The organism is Pseudoalteromonas aliena SW19 (assembly GCF_014905615.1).
GTDB classification, from domain to species: Bacteria; Pseudomonadota; Gammaproteobacteria; order Enterobacterales; family Alteromonadaceae; genus Pseudoalteromonas; species Pseudoalteromonas aliena.
Genome location: NZ_AQGU01000026.1, coordinates 196,395 through 219,960, shown reverse-complemented (window position 1 = coordinate 219,960; position 23,566 = coordinate 196,395). Strand labels below are relative to the sequence as shown.

The 23,566-nt window shown below is 39.0% G+C and carries 24 protein-coding genes; 16 read left to right on the top strand and 8 right to left on the bottom strand.

Annotated features, from left to right (window positions below; translation table 11 throughout):
• Window positions 1-2: 2 nt before the first annotated feature.
• On the bottom strand, window positions 3-2,276 hold the full coding sequence (fliK, locus tag PALI_RS12220; RefSeq protein ID WP_193156026.1) for a flagellar hook-length control protein FliK: 2,274 nt from the start codon (window positions 2,274-2,276) through the stop codon (window positions 3-5).
• A 113-nt stretch (window positions 2,277-2,389) separates the two neighbouring features.
• Between fliK and ccmA the strand changes: the two genes are divergently transcribed.
• From ccmA to PALI_RS12170, 10 genes are read left to right on the top strand one after another with little or no spacing between them, the layout of a single operon-like run.
• Window positions 2,390-3,010 carry a cytochrome c biogenesis heme-transporting ATPase CcmA gene (gene ccmA / locus PALI_RS12215; RefSeq protein WP_182700917.1) on the top strand — a complete coding sequence of 207 codons (621 nt, stop codon included), beginning with the start codon at window positions 2,390-2,392 and terminating at the stop codon, window positions 3,008-3,010.
• A complete protein-coding gene (gene ccmB, locus PALI_RS12210) occupies window positions 3,010-3,696 on the top strand; it encodes a heme exporter protein CcmB (protein ID WP_193156025.1) in 687 nt (228 codons plus the stop codon). The genes ccmA and ccmB overlap by 1 nt, the downstream gene beginning before the upstream one ends.
• Window positions 3,696-4,433 carry a heme ABC transporter permease gene (locus tag PALI_RS12205; RefSeq protein ID WP_077537270.1) on the top strand — a complete coding sequence of 246 codons (738 nt, stop codon included), beginning with the start codon at window positions 3,696-3,698 and terminating at the stop codon, window positions 4,431-4,433. The genes ccmB and PALI_RS12205 overlap by 1 nt, the downstream gene beginning before the upstream one ends.
• Window positions 4,434-4,435: 2 nt before the next feature.
• Window positions 4,436-4,639 (top strand): heme exporter protein CcmD, encoded by a 204-nt coding sequence (gene ccmD / locus PALI_RS12200; RefSeq protein ID WP_193156024.1) that lies wholly within the window; start codon window positions 4,436-4,438, stop codon window positions 4,637-4,639.
• Window positions 4,636-5,115, top strand: coding sequence for a cytochrome c maturation protein CcmE (gene ccmE / locus PALI_RS12195; protein WP_138585383.1), 480 nt, complete (start codon window positions 4,636-4,638; stop codon window positions 5,113-5,115). Before ccmD ends, ccmE begins: the two co-directional genes overlap by 4 nt.
• A gap of 2 nt (window positions 5,116-5,117) precedes the next feature.
• Window positions 5,118-7,088 carry a heme lyase CcmF/NrfE family subunit gene (locus PALI_RS12190; RefSeq protein ID WP_182700913.1) on the top strand — a complete coding sequence of 657 codons (1,971 nt, stop codon included), beginning with the start codon at window positions 5,118-5,120 and terminating at the stop codon, window positions 7,086-7,088.
• On the top strand, window positions 7,085-7,654 hold the full coding sequence (locus tag PALI_RS12185) for a redoxin family protein (RefSeq protein ID WP_193156023.1): 570 nt from the start codon (window positions 7,085-7,087) through the stop codon (window positions 7,652-7,654). The genes PALI_RS12190 and PALI_RS12185 overlap by 4 nt, the downstream gene beginning before the upstream one ends.
• Window positions 7,654-8,115: a cytochrome c-type biogenesis protein gene (locus tag PALI_RS12180; protein WP_182700911.1), complete on the top strand. Its 462-nt coding sequence runs from the start codon at window positions 7,654-7,656 to the stop codon at window positions 8,113-8,115. Before PALI_RS12185 ends, PALI_RS12180 begins: the two co-directional genes overlap by 1 nt.
• On the top strand, window positions 8,116-9,369 hold the full coding sequence (gene ccmI / locus PALI_RS12175) for a c-type cytochrome biogenesis protein CcmI (protein ID WP_182700910.1): 1,254 nt from the start codon (window positions 8,116-8,118) through the stop codon (window positions 9,367-9,369). It begins immediately after the preceding gene.
• A gap of 9 nt (window positions 9,370-9,378) precedes the next feature.
• Window positions 9,379-10,110 (top strand): MlaA family lipoprotein, encoded by a 732-nt coding sequence (locus PALI_RS12170; protein WP_077537276.1) that lies wholly within the window; start codon window positions 9,379-9,381, stop codon window positions 10,108-10,110.
• A gap of 527 nt (window positions 10,111-10,637) precedes the next feature.
• On the opposite strand, the gene PALI_RS12165 is transcribed toward PALI_RS12170, so the two are convergent.
• Entirely contained in the window at window positions 10,638-11,864 is a 1,227-nt protein-coding gene (locus tag PALI_RS12165) for an EAL and HDOD domain-containing protein (RefSeq protein WP_193156022.1), read from the bottom strand.
• 855 nt (window positions 11,865-12,719) lie between these two features.
• Between PALI_RS12165 and putP the strand changes: the two genes are divergently transcribed.
• A complete protein-coding gene (gene putP / locus PALI_RS12160; protein WP_138585471.1) occupies window positions 12,720-14,198 on the top strand; it encodes a sodium/proline symporter PutP in 1,479 nt (492 codons plus the stop codon).
• A 74-nt stretch (window positions 14,199-14,272) separates the two neighbouring features.
• Here putP and PALI_RS12155 read toward each other — a convergent pair whose 3' ends face one another.
• Entirely contained in the window at window positions 14,273-14,590 is a 318-nt protein-coding gene (locus tag PALI_RS12155; protein ID WP_182700907.1) for a YebG family protein, read from the bottom strand.
• A gap of 313 nt (window positions 14,591-14,903) precedes the next feature.
• Here PALI_RS12155 and PALI_RS12150 point away from each other — a divergent pair, with 313 nt between their 5' ends.
• Window positions 14,904-15,200 (top strand): ComEA family DNA-binding protein, encoded by a 297-nt coding sequence (locus PALI_RS12150; RefSeq protein WP_138586988.1) that lies wholly within the window; start codon window positions 14,904-14,906, stop codon window positions 15,198-15,200.
• A gap of 109 nt (window positions 15,201-15,309) precedes the next feature.
• On the opposite strand, the gene PALI_RS12145 is transcribed toward PALI_RS12150, so the two are convergent.
• Together PALI_RS12145 and dsbB are read right to left on the bottom strand one after the other, a co-directional pair.
• The gene (locus PALI_RS12145; RefSeq protein ID WP_182700906.1) at window positions 15,310-15,612 is read right to left on the bottom strand and encodes a DUF6170 family protein; all 303 of its coding nucleotides are present in this window, start codon (window positions 15,610-15,612) and stop codon (window positions 15,310-15,312) included.
• A gap of 5 nt (window positions 15,613-15,617) precedes the next feature.
• Window positions 15,618-16,136: a disulfide bond formation protein DsbB gene (dsbB, locus tag PALI_RS12140; RefSeq protein WP_182700905.1), complete on the bottom strand. Its 519-nt coding sequence runs from the start codon at window positions 16,134-16,136 to the stop codon at window positions 15,618-15,620.
• Between the two features lie 783 nt (window positions 16,137-16,919).
• Between dsbB and fadR the strand changes: the two genes are divergently transcribed.
• Both fadR and PALI_RS12130 read left to right on the top strand, forming a co-directional pair.
• Window positions 16,920-17,633, top strand: a complete 714-nt coding sequence (gene fadR, locus PALI_RS12135; RefSeq protein WP_182700904.1) for a fatty acid metabolism transcriptional regulator FadR — start codon at window positions 16,920-16,922, stop codon at window positions 17,631-17,633.
• A 234-nt stretch (window positions 17,634-17,867) separates the two neighbouring features.
• Complete coding sequence (locus PALI_RS12130; RefSeq protein ID WP_077537285.1) at window positions 17,868-18,473, top strand: peroxiredoxin; 606 nt, start codon at window positions 17,868-17,870, stop codon at window positions 18,471-18,473.
• A 59-nt stretch (window positions 18,474-18,532) separates the two neighbouring features.
• On the opposite strand, the gene PALI_RS12125 is transcribed toward PALI_RS12130, so the two are convergent.
• Window positions 18,533-21,124, bottom strand: coding sequence for a TonB-dependent receptor (locus PALI_RS12125; RefSeq protein ID WP_077537286.1), 2,592 nt, complete (start codon window positions 21,122-21,124; stop codon window positions 18,533-18,535).
• A gap of 609 nt (window positions 21,125-21,733) precedes the next feature.
• On the bottom strand, window positions 21,734-22,213 hold the full coding sequence (smpB, locus tag PALI_RS12120; RefSeq protein ID WP_138585169.1) for an SsrA-binding protein SmpB: 480 nt from the start codon (window positions 22,211-22,213) through the stop codon (window positions 21,734-21,736).
• 135 nt (window positions 22,214-22,348) lie between these two features.
• On the opposite strand from smpB, the gene PALI_RS12115 reads away from it, so the two are divergent.
• Window positions 22,349-22,789 carry a type II toxin-antitoxin system RatA family toxin gene (locus tag PALI_RS12115; RefSeq protein ID WP_193156021.1) on the top strand — a complete coding sequence of 147 codons (441 nt, stop codon included), beginning with the start codon at window positions 22,349-22,351 and terminating at the stop codon, window positions 22,787-22,789.
• Window positions 22,786-23,109: an RnfH family protein gene (locus tag PALI_RS12110; RefSeq protein ID WP_193156020.1), complete on the top strand. Its 324-nt coding sequence runs from the start codon at window positions 22,786-22,788 to the stop codon at window positions 23,107-23,109. The genes PALI_RS12115 and PALI_RS12110 overlap by 4 nt, the downstream gene beginning before the upstream one ends.
• A gap of 56 nt (window positions 23,110-23,165) precedes the next feature.
• Here the strand turns inward: PALI_RS12110 and PALI_RS12105 are convergent, their stop codons facing one another.
• On the bottom strand, window positions 23,166-23,525 hold the full coding sequence (locus PALI_RS12105; protein ID WP_077537290.1) for an outer membrane protein assembly factor BamE: 360 nt from the start codon (window positions 23,523-23,525) through the stop codon (window positions 23,166-23,168).
• Window positions 23,526-23,566 lie beyond the last annotated feature (41 nt).

Genomic DNA, 23,566 nt, shown 5'->3' with positions numbered 1-23,566 from the left:
AATTAAACCTTAATATTAATAATTGCATGTGAATTATCAAATGCTTGATGATTAGTATCACCGCGCTTTAAATTAAGTTCGCCTACTTGCAAACCATGCTTTGCAAGCTTTGATCTTAAGTTATCTAGGTGCGGATGAGCAATCGCTGTAATTTCTTGGCTAGATGCGAGTAACTGGCAATCAAGTGCTTTATCCATCAACTCCGCAGTGATCTGTAATTGACCCAATTCAGCATAGTCAAAATTTAATCTGACAAACCATACACTTTTACTCTCTAGTTTATCGTTACTCGATTTTTTATATTGCCCTAGCGTTATTTCTGTTTGAGCGGCCTCAGGGGGAAGTTTCATGGGTAATAAAAATTGCACTAAAGGATTTGAATCAGGATGTTGATTTGGCATTGAAACTTGTACCTGATTTAACGTGTTTTTTACTTGTATCAGCTCGTTTGCAAGAGCTTGAACTTGAGGTTTCTGTAGTTGCTCAAGCAGCTTAGCACTCGTGTTACCTGTTTTAAAAGTAGGTAGCAATACTTGCAATAATGCATCTAAGCCAGTGTGATTATTCAAGCTAACAGGGACGATTGACTGATTGATAGCGGGTGCCGCTAAAATGCTTACCGCCATTTGTTCTAGCCCTTTAGTAAAACTGCTTTGCAACGTGTCATTAGCAAGTATAGAGGGTTGAATGTTTGTTAGTATCTCACGCTGAATAGTCACGGGATGCACATTAGTACTTGAGACCATACGGTTAAAAGCTTGATTAATAAGGCGTGTTAAATCTGGTGAATCCTTTTCTATTTTGCTTGTTATGTTATTTATTTGGCTGTTTAAAATTGATTTGCTGTTCACTGGTTTTTCAGTGGCAGCAATTGAGTCAGGTAGCTTTAAAAGAGGGCTAAGCAGCTTTGCTTCTATCGGTTGTAACATTTGGCTGCGAGAAATACTTTCTGGTGAAATTATATTTTTAAAGTGATGAGCATCAGTATTATTGGCGTTACTGACTGGTAATGTTTGATTATGCTGAGGTAATGCCTGCCATATATTAACACTGGCTTTTAGGAGCTGAGTTAATTGTGCTAAAGGAGGTAGTTGATTAAAGTGCTTTGGCAAAATATTTGTTGCGTTAGTCAAGGTTTTACCGTCAATGCCTTTGATTAGCATATCTAGGTTTTGTGTCATATTTATTTTTTTTAATTGCTGATTAATAACAGCGCTAGGAGTGTCACTTTTAGATAATTCAGGTGCCAATGCAATTGTTTGTTTTGACTCTGTTGCGAACGGCTTGTGTTCAAAATATTTTACTGCGTCATTAATCCGTGTTTTTAAATCACTAAAACTATGTAGCAGCCATGATTTTATTGGGCTGCTTTGTGTAAGTAGTGGACTCATTTTTTTATTGGACGAGGTTGAGAGCGATATTTCAGGGTCACTATTTTTTTGCGCTAAAAGCAGTTCGTTAAACGGTTTGGAGAATGAATTATTAAGCGTCACGTTTATATTATTAGTATCGGTTTTAATAAATAACTTATCGGCCTGATTTACTAAGTTTACTTTAATCGGTATGTTGGGTAGTTCACTAACTTGTTTATTATTTATAGGCGTTGTAAACGAACCCGACTTTTGTGGGTGAGTTAAAATAGCTAGTTTAGGTGTTGCTTGCAGTTGTGCATTAGGTAGTAGCGCTGCAAGTAATTTAGTGAGCTTTGCTTGACTTAGTGGTTGCGAATGAACTGTATCAGCAAAGCTATTAATAACATTTATCTGCGCGCCTTTGTTGTTAGTACTCACAATTACTTTTAAAGGTTGCTCGGTTATAAGTAGCTGCGCTACCTCTTTATTTATTGCAATACTGGCGTTGAGCTTATCAATGACTAATTTTGGGGTTGGGGATAACATCACTTGCACAGCCATTGGTTTGCTTTCTACCTCGGCGCCTGTGCTCACATAATTTAATAAGCGTTGCAACTGAGCTGGTTGGTTTATGGTCAGTGTTGTACTGTTTGGCGTAATGTTGAGCTGTTTGCCATCGGGGCTGAGCTGTATGTTAGCACTGGCTATTTTTTGTAAGTTTTGAGGCACGTTGGTAGTGCCAAGCCTTAATGTTTGCCAATGCTTATCAATAAATACATCAAGCGTAATCGAATCTTTCGAAAATTGTATGTTTTTAGCGGCAAGTACCTCATCAGGTAATTGCGATAATTCATTCGTTTGAGCATTGCTCGATTGATTGATAACCAATGAATTAGATAATGTGATTTGCGTTGGCGTATTCATTATTTTAAATCAAGTTTTCTCTATTTTAAGTGAATCGATTTTAAAGCAATATTCGTATTACCCTATCATTATGGTAGACTAACGCCTAATTTTTGGCAGAGAGAATCGTCATCTTGTTACACATTAAGTCCGTCACCTGCATCAAGCAAGAACGTTGTTTGTTTGCGGATCTTAATTTTAGCCTTAATAGCGGTCAAATCATGCAATTAGCGGGTCCTAATGGGGCTGGTAAAACGTCGCTATTGCGTATTATCGCAGGTTTTTCTGTGCCTGACGAAGGCGTTATTTTATACCAAGAACAACCGATATCTAAGTACTATGAAGAGTATGCCAGAGAGTTATTATTTATAGGCCATAAAACGGGTGTAAACACCCAGCTTAGCGCGGTTGAAAATGTTCGTCATTGGTTACATATAAATGGCTACATAAATGAGCCTGACTTATATCCTATTTTAGCGAAACTGGGTCTTGTTGGGCTTGAAGATGTACCTGTTAGAACGTTATCAGCAGGGCAACAGAGACGTGTTGCTTTAGTAAGGCTTTGGTTAAGCGATGCTAAATTATGGGTACTTGATGAGCCATTTACTGCACTTGATAAAAGCGGTGTCGCCTTTTTACAACAAAGATTTACTGAGCACTTGCAAAGCGGTGGTGCTATTTTGTTAACGACTCACCAAGACTTAACGACCCACTTTAGTAACTTACAAACGGTTACATTGGAGTATCGCCACTAATGACTCGTCAACACTCTTATTGGTTGCTCTTTAGTGCGGTATTTAGCAAAGATGTAAAGCTTGCATTTCGTCAGCGCGCCGAAATTGTAAACCCTATTTTGTTTTTCTTAATTGTAATTTCATTATTTCCGTTAGCAATAGGGCCTGAGCCAGGTCTATTAGCGAGAATAGCGCCAGGTATCATTTGGGTCGCTGCACTACTTTCTACTATGTTGGGTTTAGATAAGTTATTTAGAGATGATTTTAATGATGGCTCTCTTGAACAATTAATTGCGTCTTCTTATCCGTTATCACTCACTGTGCTTGCCAAAGTTGCCGCACACTGGGTAGTGACAGGTTTACCGCTGGTATTAATGACGCCGCTGTTTGCATTGTTGTTAAACCTAGAGAGTACGGCACTAACCGCGACTGTTTTAACATTGTTATTAGGCACACCACTGTTGAGCTTTATTGGCGCAATAGGCGCTGGGCTTACTGTGGGGCTACAAAAAGGGGGTATTTTGATGAGTTTACTCGTACTGCCTTTGTATATTCCTGTTTTGATTTTTGCAACGTCGGCTATCGATACCAGCTCTATGTCGCTGGATTATAGCGGGCAGCTTGCCATCCTTGGTGCTATGTTACTTATTGCTATTATTAGCGCACCAATTGCCATATCGTCAGCTTTAAAAGTGAGTGTAAGTTAATGTGGAAATGGTTACATCCCTATGCTAAAGCAGAGCGTGCATATCAGTTATGCAATACGTTACTGCCTTATTTCGCCGTAGTTACTGTAGTTAGTATGATTGTTGGATGGGTTTGGGGGCTTGGTTTTGCACCTGCCGATTATCAACAAAAAGATAGCTACCGTATCATCTTTATTCATGTTCCTTCTGCCATTTTATCAATGGGTGCTTACTCATCAATGGCTATTGCCGCTATTGTTGCACTTGTATGGCAACTAAGAAATGCAGAGCTTGCGGTTATTGCTATAGCACCAGTAGGTGCTTGCGTGACTGCAATAGCGCTCATTACTGGCGCTGCCTGGGGTAAACCTATGTGGGGTGCTTGGTGGGTGTGGGATGCACGTTTAACCTCTGAGCTTATTTTATTATTTTTATATTTGGGTGTGCTTTCGCTATACCACGCATTTGAAGATAAGAAATCAGCAGGACGTGCCGCGTCTATTTTAGCCATTGTTGGGGTGATCAACTTACCAATCATTCACTTTTCGGTTGAATGGTGGAATACATTGCACCAAGGCGCAAGCATTACAAAGTTCAATACAAATGCAGTTGACCCAAGTATGTTTTGGCCACTTATGGTTAATATTTTAGCCTTTGCTGCTTTTGTAGGAACAGTGACTTTAATTCGTCTTAAAAATGAAATTTTGCAACGCGAAAAGCATCGACCGTGGGTGCGTACGTTGTTAAATAAGGGGTAATTATGCAGTTTGACTCTTTTTCTGATTTTATTGCAATGGGGGGCTATGGGTTTTATGTATGGCTTTCTTTTGGTACATGCGCACTTATTTTGCTTGGTATTTTAGTCAACTCTTTAAGAGATACCAAACGTATTATGGCTTCTGTAGAGCAACAAATAATACGTGAAGTGCGAATTAAAAAAGCTAAACAGGAACAAATCTCATGAATCCAAGACGTAAAAAGCGCTTATTGGTAATCATTGCCGTACTGTTTAGTATTGGTGGCTCAATTGGTTTAGTGCTCTACGCACTTCAAGAAAATATAAACTTATTTTATACGCCAAGTGAACTTATTGACGGTAAAGGCCCTAACAAAGAAAAGCCATATATAGGTCAAAAGTTACGTATTGGCGGCATGGTTGTTCCAGGTACTGTTAAGCGTAATGAACAAAGTTTACAAGTAAGCTTTAAGTTAATTGATACTGGCCCACTGGTAACAGTACGTTATCAAGGTATTTTGCCTGATTTATTTCGTGAAGGGCAAGGCATTGTAGCGCAAGGCGTATTAATTGAGCCTAACGTAATAGAAGCATTTGAAGTGCTTGCAAAGCATGATGAAGAATATATGCCTGCAGAAGTTGCAGAGGCAGTTAAAGGTATTAAGCACGAAAAACCAAAATACAACTTAGATAGTGGTAATTAGCTATGATCCCAGAAATTGGTTATTTTTCTTTAACGCTTGCCATGGTGCTAAGCGTTTTGCTGTGTATTTTTCCTCTTTGGGGTGCGCATACCGGTAATCTTCGATTGATGCGCGCGGCTCCATCTTTAGCAATAGGGCAATTTGCTTTTGTTTTAATCTCTTTTGCTGCACTTATTTATGCCAGTTTAACGGATGATTTTACCGTATCGTACGTAGCCTACCATTCAAGTAGTACATTGCCTTGGTATTATAAAATCACCTCTACCTGGGGCGGTCATGAAGGGGCCATTTTACTATGGCTTGTAATGCAAGCGGGTTGGACAGCGGTAGTTGCTGCACGCTCCAAATCATTACCTTGGGTATTACGTGCGCGTGTATTGGGTGTGCTTGGCTTTTTAGGTGTGGGTTTTATGATGTACACCTTGCTGCTTTCAAGCCCATTTGAGCGTTTACTGCCTTATTTTCCGGTCGAAGGACGTGATTTAAACCCGTTACTTCAAGATCCCGGTATGATTATTCATCCGCCATTACTGTACATGGGTTATGTAGGGCTGTCGGTTGCTTTCTCTTTTGCTATTGCGGCATTGTTAACAGGTAAACTTGATAACACATGGGCTAAATGGTCACGCCCGTGGACAATGACTGCATGGGGCTTTTTAACTCTAGGAATAACAATTGGTAGCTGGTGGGCGTATTCAGAACTTGGCTGGGGCGGCTGGTGGTTTTGGGATCCGGTTGAAAACGCCTCGCTTATGCCATGGCTTGTTGCAACTGCATTACTGCACTCTTTAAGCGTGACTGAAAAACGCGGTGTGTTTAAATCGTGGACGGTATTACTCGCAATTGCTGCATTCTCTTTAAGTTTGCTGGGTACGTTTATTGTGCGCTCGGGTATTATTGTATCGGTGCATGCTTTTGCAACAGACCCTGATAGAGGTTTATTTATTCTCGCCTTTTTCGGCATCGTTGTAGGCGGTGGCTTAGCATTGTATGCGCTACGAGTATCGCAAGTGCACAGCGAAGGTCGATACAAGCTTGTATCTCGCGAAGTGGCATTATGGCTCAATAATATATTTTTAGTGGTTGCTACATTAATCGTACTACTGGGTACGCTATTACCTATGGTTCATAAAGAAATGGGCTTAGGCAGTATTTCTATCGGTGAACCGTTTTTTAATAAAATGTTTGCAATAATTTTAGTGCCGTTCGCTATTTTGATGGGAATAGGACCATTTTTACGTTGGAAGCAAAACAAATGGGCCTTTTTGCAAAACAAAATATTAATGGGTGTCGTGTCGAGTGTCGTGATCACCTGTGCTTGGTTATTCTCTAGTTACGATTTAGTAAAACCACTTACGCTCTTAGCTACAACGCTTGCAGTTTGGATTGCTATATCAACAGGGATTGATATTTACACCAAAGCAGCTGTGCACGATACCTTAAAAGAAGGCTTAAAACGCTTAGGTGTAAGTTACTGGGCCATGGTGCTTGGTCATATTGGTATTGCGTTTGTTATTGCGGGCGTAACGCTTACATCTGCTTACTCAGTTGAGCGTGATGTATCAATGAAGCAAGGTGATACGGTACAGCTTAATCAATACGAATATCGCTTTGATGGTGTTAAAACTATTCGAGGGCCAAATTACAGCGGACATGCGGGTGTTGTCTCAGTGCTTAAAAATAATGAACTTGTAACCCAATTACATGCTGAAAAACGCAAGTACGATATAGGTATGCAGTTTATGACTGAGGCGGCAATAGATGCTGGCTTTACACGTGATTTATACTTAGCGCTGGGTGAGCAATTAAGCCAAGGTGCATGGTCACTTAGAATTTATCATAAGCCATTTGTTCGTTGGATGTGGATTGGTGGTGTACTTGTATCGTTAGCAGGATTTATGATCTTGTTTGATAAGCGGTATCGTACATCGACGAAAACAGCTCGAAGAGCAGCTGCGGAGAGTGTTTTATGAACCGCAAAGTTTTAGCTATTGCGCCGCTTTTGGTGTTTGCTTTTGTCTGCGTATTTTTATACCAGGGACTTTTTGCCAATCCTCGTGAAATTCAAACAGGGCGATTAGGACAAGAAATGCCTGCATTTAATTTACCTGATTTAATGCAAGATAATAAACAGTGGACTAACGAGTCGTTAAAAGGTGAAGTTTACTTATTAAATGTATGGGGTACTTGGTGCCCAACCTGTTTAGCTGAACTTGGCTATTTAACTAAGTTACGTGAGCAAGGCGTTAAAATTGTCGGCCTTTATTACGTACAAGGTTATGACGCAGATTTTGATGGCCCGTTTAATATGCAATCACTTCGCACTGAAGTAAGCGATATGCTAGAGCGCGCAGGCGACCCGTATCAATTTAATATTTTAGATTTGCACCGCACTTTGTCGTTGGATTTAGGGGTGTCGGGTGCGCCTGAAACATTTTTAGTCGATAAAAACGGCACTATTTTATTGCATCACACCGGTGATATAAACCCGCGAGTATGGCGAGCTAAATTTGCGCCAATTATGCAGGAGCTTAAATAATGAAGTGGTTATTACTTATTCTTAGCCTTTTTGTAAGCTTGGGAGTGTTTGCACAGCAAGATCGCTACCAATTTGATAATAACGAACAAGCAATATTGTTTGAAGAGTTGAACAAAGAGCTGCGTTGCCCTAAGTGTCAAAATCAGAATATTGCTGACTCAGACGCTGTTGTTGCTAAAGATTTACGCGATAAAGTACTTGTGTTGGTTAAAGAAGGTAAAAGCAAAGACGAAGTAATTGATTACATGATCGATCGCTTTGGTTATTTTGTTCATTACGACCCACCAGTTACACCAGCTACGTTAGTGTTGTGGGTGTTACCTGTATTAATCGTAATTATCGGCTTTGGTTTTATTGTTATTCGCCAGCGAAAAGCATCAGTAAAACAAACGTGGAGCAGTGACGACGAAATGCTGCTAGCGAAGCTAATCGATGAAAATAAACGTCAGGAGCAATGCTAAATGATTTTAATGTGGGCGTGTTTTGCTTTACTCACACTAGTTGCGCTTGGTTTTGTTATGCTACCTTTTTTAAAAAAAGAGCGTGTTCAAACAATTACTCATAACGCCAATGCTGAATTAATTAGTATTTATGAGCAGCGTTTAGTCGATTTGCAAACTGATTTAGATAATCAACGCATTGATAGCATAAACCATGCAGAATCAATCGTTGAATTAAAACGCCGTTTGTTGAACGAGCTATCACCAGAAAAATCACTAAACAGCAAAGGTAATAATCGTATTTTTGCTTTAACGGGTGGTGCATTTGTTCTTGCGCTCACAGGGATTTTTTATAGCTTTACGGGAAGTCAGCAGCAAATTTCGGCTTGGCATGACGCAATGGATAATCTAGCTGATTACGGTGAGCGTGCTGTAATGCAAAAAGGTGAGCCACTTAGTCAAAATGAGCTACAAGCTTTTGCACTGGCCCTTCGTACAAAGCTTAGCCGTTCGGGTGATGACGAAATTGCTTGGATGCTACTTGGCCGAGTGGCTATGTCGCTAAATGAGTTTGATATGGCGCAGCAATCATTTGATAAAGCATTGCGTATGAATCCTGATAATATGCAGGTACTTATTAGCTACAGCCAAGTTTTATTACTTGAAGGTAGCGAAGCTAATATGACCCGCGCGGCAGGCATGCTCTCAAAAGTATTAAAAGTTGAACCTACAAATTTAGATGCAATTTCATTACTCGCGCTGATTGCTTATGAACGTAAAGACTGGCCGCAAGCTAAAGCTGCATTTGAAGTTCTACTTGCGAGTATGGAAAAAAGTGATTCGCGCTATAGTATGATCTCCAAACGTATTGCTGATATTGAGCAGCAAATGCAAAGTGAAGGTTCTGTTATACCTGTAACAAACGGTGTGAGCACTATTACTGTTACCGTCGATATTGCAAAAGAGCTTATTGATAAACAACCAAAAAACGGCATTTTGTTTATATTTGCAAAAGCTGCAACTGGCTCTCCTATGCCGCTAGCTGCTGTTAAGCTAACTACCTATTCATTTCCAGTTACGGTTGAGTTGAGCGATAGTAGTGCTATGGTTGCAGGGCTTAACTTATCTAGTGCAGAGAATATTGTTATATCGGCTCGTATTTCTATAGATGACTCGGTTATGCCAAGTTCTGGGGAGCTTGAAGGGCATTCAGAGCCGTTAAAGCGTGAAAGTGTAAGTGACTACCAACTTCAAATTAATACATTAATACCTTAAGGACGTTAGATGTTAAAACATAGTTTCACATTTTTATGTTTATTGGTACTGGCCGGTTGTGCTCAGGTACCACAAAGCAAAGTAGATGATAGAGATCCGCTGCAAAGTATTAATCGCCCGCTGTATGACTTTAATATGGATGTACTAGATGCATACATATTACGTCCAGCCGCAGTCGGTTATATAACAGTAACGCCAGCACCTGTTCGACAAGGTGTTGTACATTTCACTGATAATATTACAGCACCAGTGGATATGATAAATGCTGGTTTACAGGGTAAAGCAGGAAATGCAGGCGTGAGCTTAGCGCGTTTTTTAGTTAACTCGACGGTGGGTATATTTGGTATTTTTGATGTTGCGAGCTCATTAGGTCTTGAAGTTGTAGATGAAGACTTTGGCCAAACTCTGGGTGTATGGGGCGTCGGTGATGGTGCTTATTTAATGCTCCCAGGTATGGGGCCAACGACTGCCCGTAATTTAACAGGTGATGTTGTTGATAATATCGCCTTGCCTAAAATAGCACTGACCACACCACAAACAATTTTAGTCTTTGTTTTAAAAGCCGTTGAAGCGCGAGCATCGTTAATCCCTCAAGAAGGTTTGCTGAATGATTCGCTCGACCCATATTTATTTGTTAAAGATATTTACTTTCAACGTCAAATATATGAACTATATGATGGTAATCCGCCAGTAAAAGAAGAGCCTGCGGATTTTGATGAAGATTTTCTAGAAAGTCTGTAATTAAAAAGCCACTTACAAAAACGCCAGCTAAATGCTGGCGTTTTTGTTTGCTATTTATATAGTTAACTTGAATTCTGGATAATAAATATATCTCGAGCAGCTATTTTCAGCGCTAACTACGTTGAATTTACTTGCAATAGGCCTGCTATTGACGCGTAAGTTCGCTTTGTTTTCACTGAAAATCTCTGGCTAGGGTCCGTTGACCTTTCAAGGTTGAATTTGCAGCAGTCTGTTTGGTATTTAGGCAAGGCAGAGCCTATGTAGTGTGGTTATTCCCCATAAATAGGCGATAACGCAGCATTAATACCAAAAAGACGCTGCCAAAGGGTTCTTCCTAGGGGCTATTTACTCTTTTTTACTCGGTTTTTACTTAGCCCACTAGGTTACAAATCTCGCGCCGCGATTAAATCGCCCCTAGATTGAACAAATTTCAATCCACAAAGTTCAACACGCCCTAGAGAAAAATAAATTTAAATATCATTATGATTCAATATATTAGTAAATATCTTAACCAGAGTTCAGGTTATTTATTTTTCGTTAACTATCAACTGCATTTGCTCGCTCACCCAACCAAGCGCTTCGTGATAGGCATCGGGCACTTTGCCTCCTAGATTTAGCTCCTTAGTCATTTCGTTTGCTGCTGGCCAATTAGCTTGCTCGTAATATTTTACTAGGTTTAAGTATTTAGCGAGTAGCCCTTCATTTTTGAGCAACGCCGCTTTTATTTCATCAGACAGCGGTAACTTACTCATTACGCTTTCCATGCTTTGATCTAAAATAGCATCCATTAATGACATCATACCGGTCAAAAAGGCCATGCCAGTATCTTTAAACTGTCCATGAGATATTGCGAGCAACTCGGCGAAGCGAGCACGAGTAAGTGACAACCGAAGCAGCTCTACGGGTTTATTAGCAGAGATTTGTGCTGCAAATAATAAAGAGAGTAGTTTTTTTATTTCATTTGCACCGAGTATGATAAGTGCTTGCTTAATAGTGTTTACTTCAGCGCGTTTTGCAAATGCAGCTGAATTAGAATAACGCAGCAATTTATATGATAAATTTACGTCGCGTTCAAATACATCCGTAATCTTTTGTAAATTGATTTCAACGCTTGAGGTTTCATAAAGTAACTCAGCTAATGCCATTTCAGATGGCGGTAATGCTTTGCTTTGAACCATTTCAGGCTTTGAAAAGAAAAACCCTTGAAAATAATCAAACCCGAGCTTTAAAGCTAAATTATACATTTCATGGGTTTCTACTTTTTCAGCAAGTAATTTGATATGCGGATATTGTTTTAAGTCAGCAATAATGTCGTGAATATTGTTGGTATCTAACGTTAAAAAGTCGATTTTAATAATATCGATAAATGGATAAAAATGCCGCCAAACTGGTTGGTGAGTATAATCGTCCAATGCCAGAGTGTAGCCTTTGCCTTTTAAATCTTTAACAATAGCGAGTAGACGCTTACCAGGCTGGATTGTTTCTAAAATTTCAACAACGATAGCGTCTTTACCAAGTATTGTTGGGTAACCTTTTAGCAGTGTTTCTAAAGTGAAATTTATATATGCTGGTTTATTGTCTGTTAAATCTTCTAGACCAAAGTTAAATTGGCTGCCTTCGATTAAGCGTGTTGTTGCTTCATCTCCATCTATGTTGGGAAATACGTTGTCTACACCATCACGAAATAAAAGCTCGTAACCAATAAGCTCTTTGTTGCGGTTTAAAATAGGCTGGCGTGCAGCATAAAAATACATAAACATTCCGTATGAGTAGAGATAGTAATTAGTGTAATAATATATGGTAAAACATTCAAAATAGCATTATGTAAATGTTTAGTATTAGGGCGTGTTGACCTGTGTAGATTGAAATTTGTTCAATCTAGGGGCGATTTAATCGCGGCGCGAGGTTTGTAACCTAGTGGGCTAAGTAAAAACCGAGCAACAAAGAGTTAATCGTCCCTAGAAAGAATAAGTAAAAACCGAGTAACAAAGAGTTAATCGTCCCTAGATCGAGCTCAAAGGGCAGCGCATGTTTGGCATTTATGCTGCGTTATCGCCTATTTATGGGGAATAACCACACTACATAGGCTCTGCCTTGCCCAAATACCAAACAGTCTGCTGCAAAATTAATCACGAAAGGTCAACACGCCCTAGTAAATTATACTTATAAACCAAGTGAATTATTAGGATAAATAGGGCTTTAAAATTATTTTCAATTTAAAAAAGTGAAGTTTATAAATTCATGTGTTGAATGAGGTGTAGCCAAGCTTAAGCGTTATATTTACATTTTATTTATCACACCCTTGTGGTTAAACACGTTTATCACTCCTTGAAGCGTTTTTGCTGAGCGTTACACATTGCTCTTTATTTTATAAAGAGTGGTAACTTTGTAATACGCTTTTCAAAAATTAACGGGATCTAATGGTTTGATTTAAAAGCGTACAACGTGAATGTTTTTAAATCAGAAAAGGCAACAAGTTGGAGATTTGCGTATTAGGCATGTTATAGTCATTACGAATAGCTTTTATCCTAATACTGTCTTTATTATAAAATATTAAGAGTCAATATTCGGATCAAAAGCCTGTTATTAATAATTGTGCGGAGGCTAATTTGGAAACAGGAATGATTATTTCACTGACGTTATACTTTGTTGTAATGTTGGGTATAGGACTATATGCATATAAACAATCTACGAGCGATGTTTCCGGCTATATGCTAGGAGGCAGGAATTTATCACCAAGTGTAGCTGCGCTTTCAGCTGGTGCTTCAGACATGAGTGGTTGGATATTAATGGGCCTACCTGGTGCAATGTTCGTAACTGGGTTTAGTAGTACGTGGATAGCAATTGGCTTAATTGCAGGTGCTTGGTTAAACTACTTTCTGGTAGCCCCTCGACTAAGAGTTTATACCGAAAAAGCAAATGACTCGATTACCATTCCAGATTACTTTTCTAATCGCTTTAATGATAAATCAAACTTATTACGTGTTGTTTCTGCTGTTGTGATTATTGTGTTCTTCACACTTTATACTTCTTCGGGAGTTGTTGCTGGCGGTAAATTATTTGAAAGCTCATTTGGCCTAAGCTATGAAATGGGTTTATACGTCACCACGGGTGTTGTTGTTTTGTATACTTTGTTTGGTGGATTTTTAGCTGTGAGCCTAACTGATTTTGTGCAAGGCTGTATCATGTTTATTGCGCTTATCTTAGTGCCTACTGTTGCCTACTCATTGCTAGAACAACCACTAGAATCGACCCTAAACAGTGTTAATCCAGATATGCTTAGTTGGATTGGTGCAGGCTCAACACTAGGTATTATTTCAGCAATGGCATGGGGATTAGGTTATTTTGGACAACCTCATATTATTGTCCGTTTTATGTCAGTACGCAGTGTTAAAGACATGCCAACGGCTCGTCGTATTGGTATGACATGGATGATTGTTGCCGCCGTTGGTGCTGTTGCTACAGGTATATTTGGTGCCGCATATACTTATGAAAATAACATTGTAGTGAAAGACCCTGAAACTATTTTCTTAATTCTTTCAGAGCTACTATTTCACCCTTTGATTGCTGGCTTTTTATTAGCTGCAATTTTAGCGGCTATTATGAGTACAATTTCTTCACAGTTATTAGTTAGTTCAAGCTCTTTGACAGAAGATTTATATAAAACATTTTTACGTAAAGATGCTAGCGATTTTGAATTGGTAACCGTTGGCCGAATTAGTGTAGCTATTGTGGCACTGTTCGCTATCTACTTAGCCTATGACCGAGATAGCTCTATTTTAGACTTAGTTAGTAATGCATGGGCAGGGTTTGGAGCTGCATTTGGTCCATTGGTGTTGTTTAGTCTTTATTGGAAACGTATGAACTTTGCTGGTGCTTTAGCCGGTATGCTGGTGGGTGCATTTACAGTACTTATTTGGATCTACGGTCCATTTACTATTGATGGCAAGAGCTTAAGTAGCTTTATGTATGAAATAGTACCTGGCTTTATTTTATCGAGTATTGCTATTGTCGCTGTAAGTTTAGTAACAAGTGAGCCTGCAGAAGATATAACAATATTATTTGATGAGGTAGAAAAAGAGCTTTAAATAGCTAATTTAAGTTGGATTAAGTGATAAAAAAGGGAGCAACTAAGTTGCTCCCTTTTTTATTTAATGCTTTTTTAGCTTACTTGTTTTTCGTCGCTATTTTTGATCGAAGCAACATTATCTGTTTTTTTACTTTTTTCTGAGACTTTAGCCGGCACAGGATCTTTTGCGCCTTTCAATACAGCCATAAAGTCATCTTTGCTCTTTGCTATTTCCAGGGCCAGTGACTCTATTTGTTGCTCACTTAACGGTACATCTACTTTTTCGAGCATTAGCTCAAGTGACTCTGCTATATCGAGCATTTTGTCATAGGCATCAGCTTCTTTTTTAGTAGTAAACGTCATGCGCTCAACTCCGTTTCGTTCTACAACATATTTAACAACAACAGCCATGATTTCTCCTGCAAGCTTGCGTGGCAATGTGGTTTATAAAAACCATTAGTTTACTGTTTTTATGTACAGTAATGGTTTGTGATGTAATTTGCAAGTTTCTCTTATTATTTTCAGTTCGTTCTAAATTTGACAAAAAACGGTAATTTTACTTTAGTTAAGCAATCACTTGTTTTACCCGCTGCATTACAGGATTTCGGATAGTAGTGATAATGCGCTTAGTTATTCTTTAAGTGACTAATTCTAGCACTTTATTTATTGAATGTTTCCTAAGCAAAATTTAAACAATGTTCGAACAGAATTCAAGGAAGCCAAAATGAAAATATTTAACAGCTTATTGCTTGTAAGTTTATTGTGTTTACTCCCTGCAACTAATATTTATGCTCAGTTATCTGAAATTACTCAACAGATACCGCAATTTGAAGCCATTAGTATAAATAAAGCAGATGCGAGTTTACTAACGAAATTACCAGGAATTGGCAATAAGAAAGCCGAGGCAATCGTTGAGTATAGAGATAAAAATGGTGAATTCACTTCTATAGATGATTTAACTAAAGTTAAGGGGATTGGTAAAAAGCTAATGACTAAGTTGGAGGGAAAAGTTAAGCTTTAAGTCCTATTAAACCGTATTGGCCTTTGACTAAATATATTTAATAATGTGTTAGTCGTGTTTGAGCTGTAAATAGGTTTTTTATTGTTAAACTAATAAGCATAAAGGGCGCTTAAGCGCCCTTATCATAATGTTTTAATGCTTCACTGAGATTTTTTTTAGCGAAGTTAATTTCTATTGGTGTTGTTAATAAGGGGTAGCAAAGTCCGCCAAGGATTAAAAATGGTATTAGGATCCAACCTTTAAATACTGTAAATATTAAAAATAGTGGGCTGAGTAACAACAATTTTATAATACGAAGCAATACGCGTTCAGAAGGTGAAAGCATCGTTAATGAATCAGCGATAACAGCTTGCCTGTCGCGTATTTTTAAATGCTTTAGTTCTGTAAGTTGACTAGAAAAAAAAGTAAACATAATGACTAAACCGTTCTTTTTAACATTAGGCGACCTGTTATTACGATAAAAAATGTAATAGCAAATAATCCAAATATAATTTCCATCCAAGCAGGCATACTCAAACCCGCAAACTGCCAATCTATATTTCCGCAATCACCCGTCGCTTGAAAAAAGTGAGGGATCCATTCATGCAAAGGCATAAACGACGGGAAGTTTGGCTCAAACTCGCAGCTAAATGCAAAAGGATCTGTGGTTGTTTGCATATCGATATGTTCGCGTGCGATTAAATAGCCCCAAATACTTGATACTCCCCAGATTGAATAGGCAATAACACGCGTTACTTTACTGTTTGGATTAATTGAGCCAACAATACCAGCTGCAAGCAATCCTAACACCGCAGTACGTTGATAAATACACATTATGCATGGCGCCAGCCCCATTTGGTATTGAAAGAATAGGGCAGTAACTTCAAGTAAAAAAACAATAGCGGTGAATAAAAGCCAGGGTGTACGTTGGGTGGGTAATTGCGCAAGCCAGTTCATAAAAATTCCACGTTTAAATAAAGCATTAGATTATGACTTAGGATAAAGTCTGCGGCAACAAAAAGGAAAGAAAGCGACCGAAGTAACTAAAATTAATGATCACTTGATACAACCCTAATTGACGCGGTGTGCTGTTCTACCAAGCCCCATTGATAACATAAGTCCTGCCATATCACTTTATAAGCCTATAGTAGGTACAGCTAAGGCCCACTGTAGCTAGCGCATGATATAGGGTAGTAGGATTAGGATGATAGTAGGATTAGGATGACACCCATTCTAATTATTAAGAATGAAATCAAGGCTGCAGAAGCATTGGGCAATAGGTGTCTGGTTGCATTTTGTAATAAGAGAACAGCTGAAATATTAATGACAAGTGTATCAGAAATCATTAATAGCGCTAAATCATTAACTAGGCAGGTTTCAGTTCAGTTGAAGTCCTTGCCTAACAAGAACCTAAATCAGGCGGCTAGCACTGTCGCACTTGTCACAAAATAGACGCAAAAACACCGCCAGCACGCCGCTGACTTGCGGTATTCATACATAGTTGTCCAGTGATGAGCCAGATTTTAATTTGATATGTTCTAATAGTTTGTTCAATTAAAAGTTATTATCATCCCTTTTATTGAGCCAAAAATCTTATGCTCTGCAGCAATCTTACCTTTGGTGTGTATGGTCACTTTGACTAATGTATATTACTTTACTTGTTAGTTGTGCATCGTCTGGTACAATCAGTCGGCTATTCATGTGAACAATAAGTTGTAGATTAATTCGAGTGGGAATTGAATGAGAATTTTTAAAGCCAAAAGTCCAGCAGGATTTGCTGAAGAATATATAGTTGAGTCTATTTGGAATGGTGATTTCCCTCCAGGTTCAATTCTACCTGCAGAACGGGAACTCTCAGAGTTAATTGGCGTAACAAGAACAACTTTACGTGAAGTATTACAACGTTTAGCACGTGATGGCTGGTTGACTATTCAACATGGTAAACCTACCAAAGTTAATAATTTTTGGGAAACATCTGGTTTAAATATTCTTGAGACCTTAGCGCGTTTAGATGAAGATAAAATGCCTGAGCTGACCGATCAACTTCTATCGGCAAGAACAAATATCAGTGCAATTTATACGCGTGCTGCAATTAAATTAAACCCAGAACGTGTGATTGAAATTTTATCACAAAGTGATGAATTAGAAGATACCGCTCAAGCCTTCTCTGATTACGATTACAAAGTGCATCACGAGCTGGCTGTTGCCGGTAACAATCGTATTTATGTATTAATACTAAATGGCTTTAGAGGCTTTTATTCAAAAATTGGTTGTCATTACTTTTCAGATGCAGGCACACGTGAACTTGCTCGCCAGTTTTATAAAGACCTAACGGTATTAGCGGAAAATAGAGAGCACGATGGTGCGATTTCGATGATGCGTAAATATGGACATCAAACAGGCGAAATTTGGCAGAGAATTCGTGGTGATATGCCATCGGATATAATGGACTAAACGCTTGAAAAAAACCTGCATTTGCAGGTTTTTTTGCATTTTAGATGTTTTAAATTATTGTTCGGTATTATCGATTGCGCACATCGTTAAATACGATTATCTTTTTTAAATATTTATATCTAATATACAGAATAATTATATATAGGTGCTATTGGTTTTTAACTTTTAGCGCCCATATATGTACCAGCATTGCAAAAGCAATTGATAACAAACTCAAAATATTTGGAGAATAAAATGGGTGTATTAGTAGGCCGCCAGGCACCAGACTTTACCGCTGCAGCTGTTCTTGGTAATGGTGAAATCGTAGATAGCTACAACCTTCATGAAACAATTAAAGGTAAAAAAGCAGTTATCTTCTTTTACCCACTAGATTTCACGTTTGTATGCCCTTCTGAACTTATTGCATTTGATAAGCGTTTTGAAGAGTTTCAAAAGCGTGGCGTAGAAGTAATTGGTGTTTCTATCGATTCACAATTCTCACATAACGCATGGCGTAACACGGCTGTTGCAGACGGCGGTATTGGTAAAGTTCAATACGCACTAGTTGCAGACGTTAAGCACGAGATTTGTAAAGCATACGACGTTGAGCATCCAGAAGCGGGTGTTGCATTTCGTGGTTCATTCTTAATCGACGAAGAAGGTAATGTACGTCACCAAGTAGTGAACGATTTACCACTAGGTCGTAACATCGATGAAATGCTTCGTATGGTTGACGCACTGACGTTCCACACTGAGCACGGTGAAGTATGCCCTGCTGGTTGGACTGAAGGTAAAAAAGGTATGGACGCAAGCCCTGAAGGCGTTGCTAAGTTCTTATCTGAAAATGAAGGCGATCTATAATTTAGCCTTTAATTTTAAATAAAAAAACCGCCAACTGGCGGTTTTTTATGTGTCTTTATTTAGAAAGATAAGCTTACTTTAGTATAGAAGTAACGGCCACGAGGATTGTGCACACCCGATGCATAACCGTATAAATCGCCATCTCCATCACCAATTGCAAATGGTGGTTCTTCATCAAATAAATTGTTAACACCGAGCGATATTTTAGCCGATTCAGTTATACGATATGAGGTTTGTAAATCAACCAATGTTTGTGAATCAATCATGCGTGATGTATTACTGTCAAAATCTAAATTACCGTCAAAGTCGATATCTGGCGTATCTTCAAATTCACCTACATAACTGATATTTACGTTGGTGTTAAACTCACCAATTTCCCAGTTAGTTGAGAAAATGAAGCGGTGTTCTGGGTAACCATATTCACCAGTGTAATCACGGCCATCTTTTTCAAACTTATCTTGATATGCCCACTCTAGATTAAATTTAAGTAAACCTAAGTCATCTAGAGAGTGATTATAGTTTGCTGAAACATCAACACCAGATACTTCCTGCGATGATAAGTTTTTAAATGTACTGTGTATTTTTTGTATTGTGCCCAAGCTTGCACCGCCAGTAGGCGCTAAACGAACACACACGGTACTATTTTGATTACCACATTCTGCAGCGTAAATAGGGCCAAATTCTTCTTCATCGATTTTGTTATCTTGAGTAATACTCCACACATCAACGCTTAAACCAAATTCCGCTGTAGGTGCCCAAATAAAGCCAACATTCCACGATTCAGACTCTTCTGGTTGTAAGTCTGCATTACCTGAAAACTCAATATTGTAATCGAGTGCGGTACAGTCTTTACCCGTTGCCTGACAGCGGTATGTGTCTACAAAAAACTGACTTTTTTGTGATGGGCCTAAGCCTATTTGTGCTAGTGACGGCGCTCTAAAGCCTTGTGCCCAAGAACCACGAACAGTTATTTCGTCAGTGGGTGCCCAACGCAAAGCTACTTTTGGATTTGTTGTTGTACCGAAGTCGCTATAGTCATCGTAGCGACCTGCTAATTGCAGCTCAAGGTTTTCAGCAAGCGGAATTGAAAACTCAACATAGGCTGCGTATTGCTCACGATCAGCAGATGCCGATACTGACTCTGTACCAAATATTAAACCGCGTTGAAATTGATCGTCAGGGATATCATTTACGTCTTCTTCACGATATTCAATACCCGCAGCCATCATCACTACATCATCACCGAAACTAAATGCTTCGCCAGTAATGTTGGCGTCAAAAGAAGTCATATGAGACTCACCACGACGCACTAAGCTGGTTGTGATTCTGTCAATCACTTCAGGATCGTTATATGTGCCACCGAATGGATTATAGTTACCCGCATCAATTTCTTGTTGTAAGAAATCGGTGCGTACCCAGCCTTGTGTACGATCGCCCGTTTGTAGTGATTTACTACGGCCTTTTTGTACTGCTGTCTCCCAGCTCCAATCGTTTATTTCACCTTTTAATCCAGCAACAAAGCGTAAGGTGTCTGACTCAATATTCCATTGGCGAGCGCCTGCATCTACTGTACGGTAACGACCAATTTTAATGTCTTCACCAAATGGATTATTTGGATGACTAGCAGGTACGGTTAATCCTGCATCTTCATCAAGTGGTGTTGGTGCACCTGCAGCTACAGAGCTATTATGCTGAACAGCCATTTCTAAAAAGCCAGTAATACCATTATCAAAGCGGTATTCAAATTGTGAAATAGCGCCTACACGCTCAGATGCAGGGGCAACATATCCATATGGGCCGTAATCAAATAAACAGCTGCCACTTGAAGTTGCATTTTCAGCAGGGCAGGCAGGGTCGATTGTTTTAACGCCATCCACGTAAAAGTAGCCTGGAAAACCACGAGATGAACGGAAATCTTCACCACCATACGGTGCTTGGTTTGCAGTGCCAAGACGGCCCATTTCGTCAGAAGAAAGGGATGTGTTTTTAAAATAATCGATAATAACTGATGCACTACTTTTTTCGCTCGTAGTACCCCAAACGAGACTTGCTGTTGTTTCTTCATAATTTGGACCATCTGTACCGCCATAGCCTAAATTAATCTCAACACCATCAATATCTTTCTTTAAAATAACGTTAACCACACCCGCTACTGCATCTGAACCATAGATAGCTGATGCACCATCTTTTAGTATATCAATGCGCTCAATAGCTGATACAGGAATACTATTTATATCTACAAATGAATTTGTAATGCCCTCAGCAAAGGCACTAATTGATACACGACGACCATTAATTAGTACCAGAGTTGCATCGGCACCTAAGCCTCTTAAGCTTACTGCCGCGGAACCGTTAGCGGTTGAATCTTGGTTGTTACCTCGGGTAGAGAAAGTACCGCTGCCCGCTACAGGCATTCTTTCTAGAAGTTGTTGCAGGTTGTCGTAACCCATATTTTCGATTTCAGCTCTACCGATTGACTGAACCGGAGAAGGTCCTTCTATATCTGAGCGCTTAATACGAGAACCAGTTACTTCAATACGTTCTACTTTTTTTACTTCTTCAGCGGCATAAGTTGTTGTTGTAAAACCTGCTGATAATGCGAGTGTTGCGCCCGCAATAATGCTTGGTGCAAATGCTATTGATTGCTTCATCCTTAAATCCTTGTTGATATTTTGTAAATTTATTTTATTTGTAAGCGTTCATATTAATATCATGTAAGTTAATTGTTGGCAATTGCTGAGGTTTTGATTTAAGTACTGACTAGACGCTTTTTTATCTGTCTAGGGCCTGTTTATCTTTCGAGGTTGAATTTGCAGCAGACTGTTTGGTATTTAGGCAAGGCAGAGCCTGTGTAGTGTGCTTATTCCCCATAAATAGGCGATAACGCAGCATAAATGCCAAACATGCGCTGCTCTTTGGGTTCGTCCTAGGGACGATTCACTCTTTGTTACCTACATGGCTCTAGGTAAAGGGCGTGAGCAGGACGCGGAAGCTTTGCTCTGTTTTTACTTAGCCCACTCGGTTACAAACCTCGCGCCGCGATTAAATCCCCCCTAGATTGAACAAATTTTAATCCTGAAAGGTCAACAGGCCCTATGGGCTGTGGAATTTTTAGATTAAGGGAAATCGGGGGGAGCTTGATAATTATCGCACAACTAAATAAAGCTATGCCTGACATAATATAAGATTTAAATAATTTATTTATACTTTGATTTTTATATTTATAAAATAAAAATGCCTAACAAGGTTAGGCATTAAAGTTATACTTTGTGTTTCATTAAGCGTTCTTTTTCACGAGACCAATCTTTGTTTTTCCCGTCGTCACGTTTGTCATGTAGCTTTTTACCCTTAGCTAAATGAAACTCAAGTTTTACCCAGCACTTTTTCCAGTACATAGCGGTGGCAATTAAAGAGTAGCCATCACGCTCTGTAGCGCCGAGTAAACGGTCAAGTTCGCGTCTACCTAATAGTAATTTACGATAACGTAACGGGTCGCAAATAACATGGGTCGATGCACTATTAAGTGGCTGAATTTGAGCGCCAAGTAAAAATGCTTCGCCATTTTTAAGATGAATATAAGTTTCTGTGATATTTACTTTACCAGCTCGAATACTTTTAACTTCCCAGCCTTGTAGTTCAACACCCGCTTCAAACTTATCGTGTAAAAAATACTCATGTCGCGCTTTTTTGTTTAGCGCGATGGTATTACTTGTCGATTTTGATGAATTTTTCTTAGCCATAGTGACCTATAATATACGTAATGTGAGATGTTTTACATCGATTTCTTTAATAATATTTTTAAAATTTAAGCCATATGAAAATTTGGGGAAACGCGCAAAGCTTGCTAAAATTCGGCCACACAGTTGGGAGCGAGTATGCCACAAATAGAAAAAAGTGCGCTGGTTATGTACAGCACTAAAGAGATGTTTGATCTAGTTAATGATGTAGAGGCTTATTCACAGTTTTTACCAAATTGCTCAGACTCAAAAATTATTTCACAGCACGATAATAACATGACCGCGAGTTTAGAAATATCCAAGGCGGGTATAAAAAAATGGTTTACCACAGAAAATACCTTTGTTGATGAGCAAACTGTATTGCTATGCCTTGTTGATGGCCCGTTTAAAATGCTAAAAGGGCGTTGGCACTTCCAAGAGCTTGATGTTAAAGCATGCAAAGTTCATTTAGAGCTAGAATTTGAATTTTCAAACAAATTAATCGAGCTTGCTTTTGGTAAAATATTTAATGATGTAGCCAAAAATATGGTGAGTGCATTTACTAATCGTGCAAAGCAAGTTTATGGGGTACGAGTATGATTAATGTTGAGGTGGTATTTGCGTTACCAACGACGGCAACGTGTTTATCAATTGACGTTATAGAAGGGACAACGGCAGAGCAGGCTGTTATCCAATCGGGCATTATAGAAAAATATCCAGAAATAGAGGCTACTTCATTAACTCTAGGTGTTTGGAATAGAACAGTTAAATTAAATCAAGAGCTTAAAAATGGTGATAGAGTTGAAATTTATCGTCCATTAATTGCAGATCCTAAAGATGCGCGCAGAAAACGCGCTGAAAAAGCAAAAGAAGAGGGGCGAGCAAACAAAGTGACAGGTGGGCGACCATTAGAACGCTAGTCTATAAATAAAAAAGTGAGCATGGCTCACTTTTTTATTAACGCATAACTGGAGTATTATTGCTCTAGTGGCGTATTGAAATTTTCTGGTTGATCGTAATCACCCGCAAGAGATACTAGTCTTTCGTTTTCAAACTTAATAACTAATGATTTTTGTTGCTCGTTTTTACGCCCTTTATTGAAGCTGTAAACATAACGCCATGTATTTTTGTCAAAGGCGTCTTCGGCAATCGGTTTACCTAGTACATAAATAACTTGCTCTCGAGTCATACTAACACGAAGTTTTTCAACATCAGATTGCTCTAAAAAGTTACCTTGAGGGATGTTGATTCTGTATACCCAGCTTGAGCAGCCCGCAGCTGTACTAAGAGTTAGAGCAACGATAAGCCAAAGAGAAAAAGTTTTTAACGACTGCATTGTTAGTTGTGATCCTTATTTTTTATAATCTGTATGATACC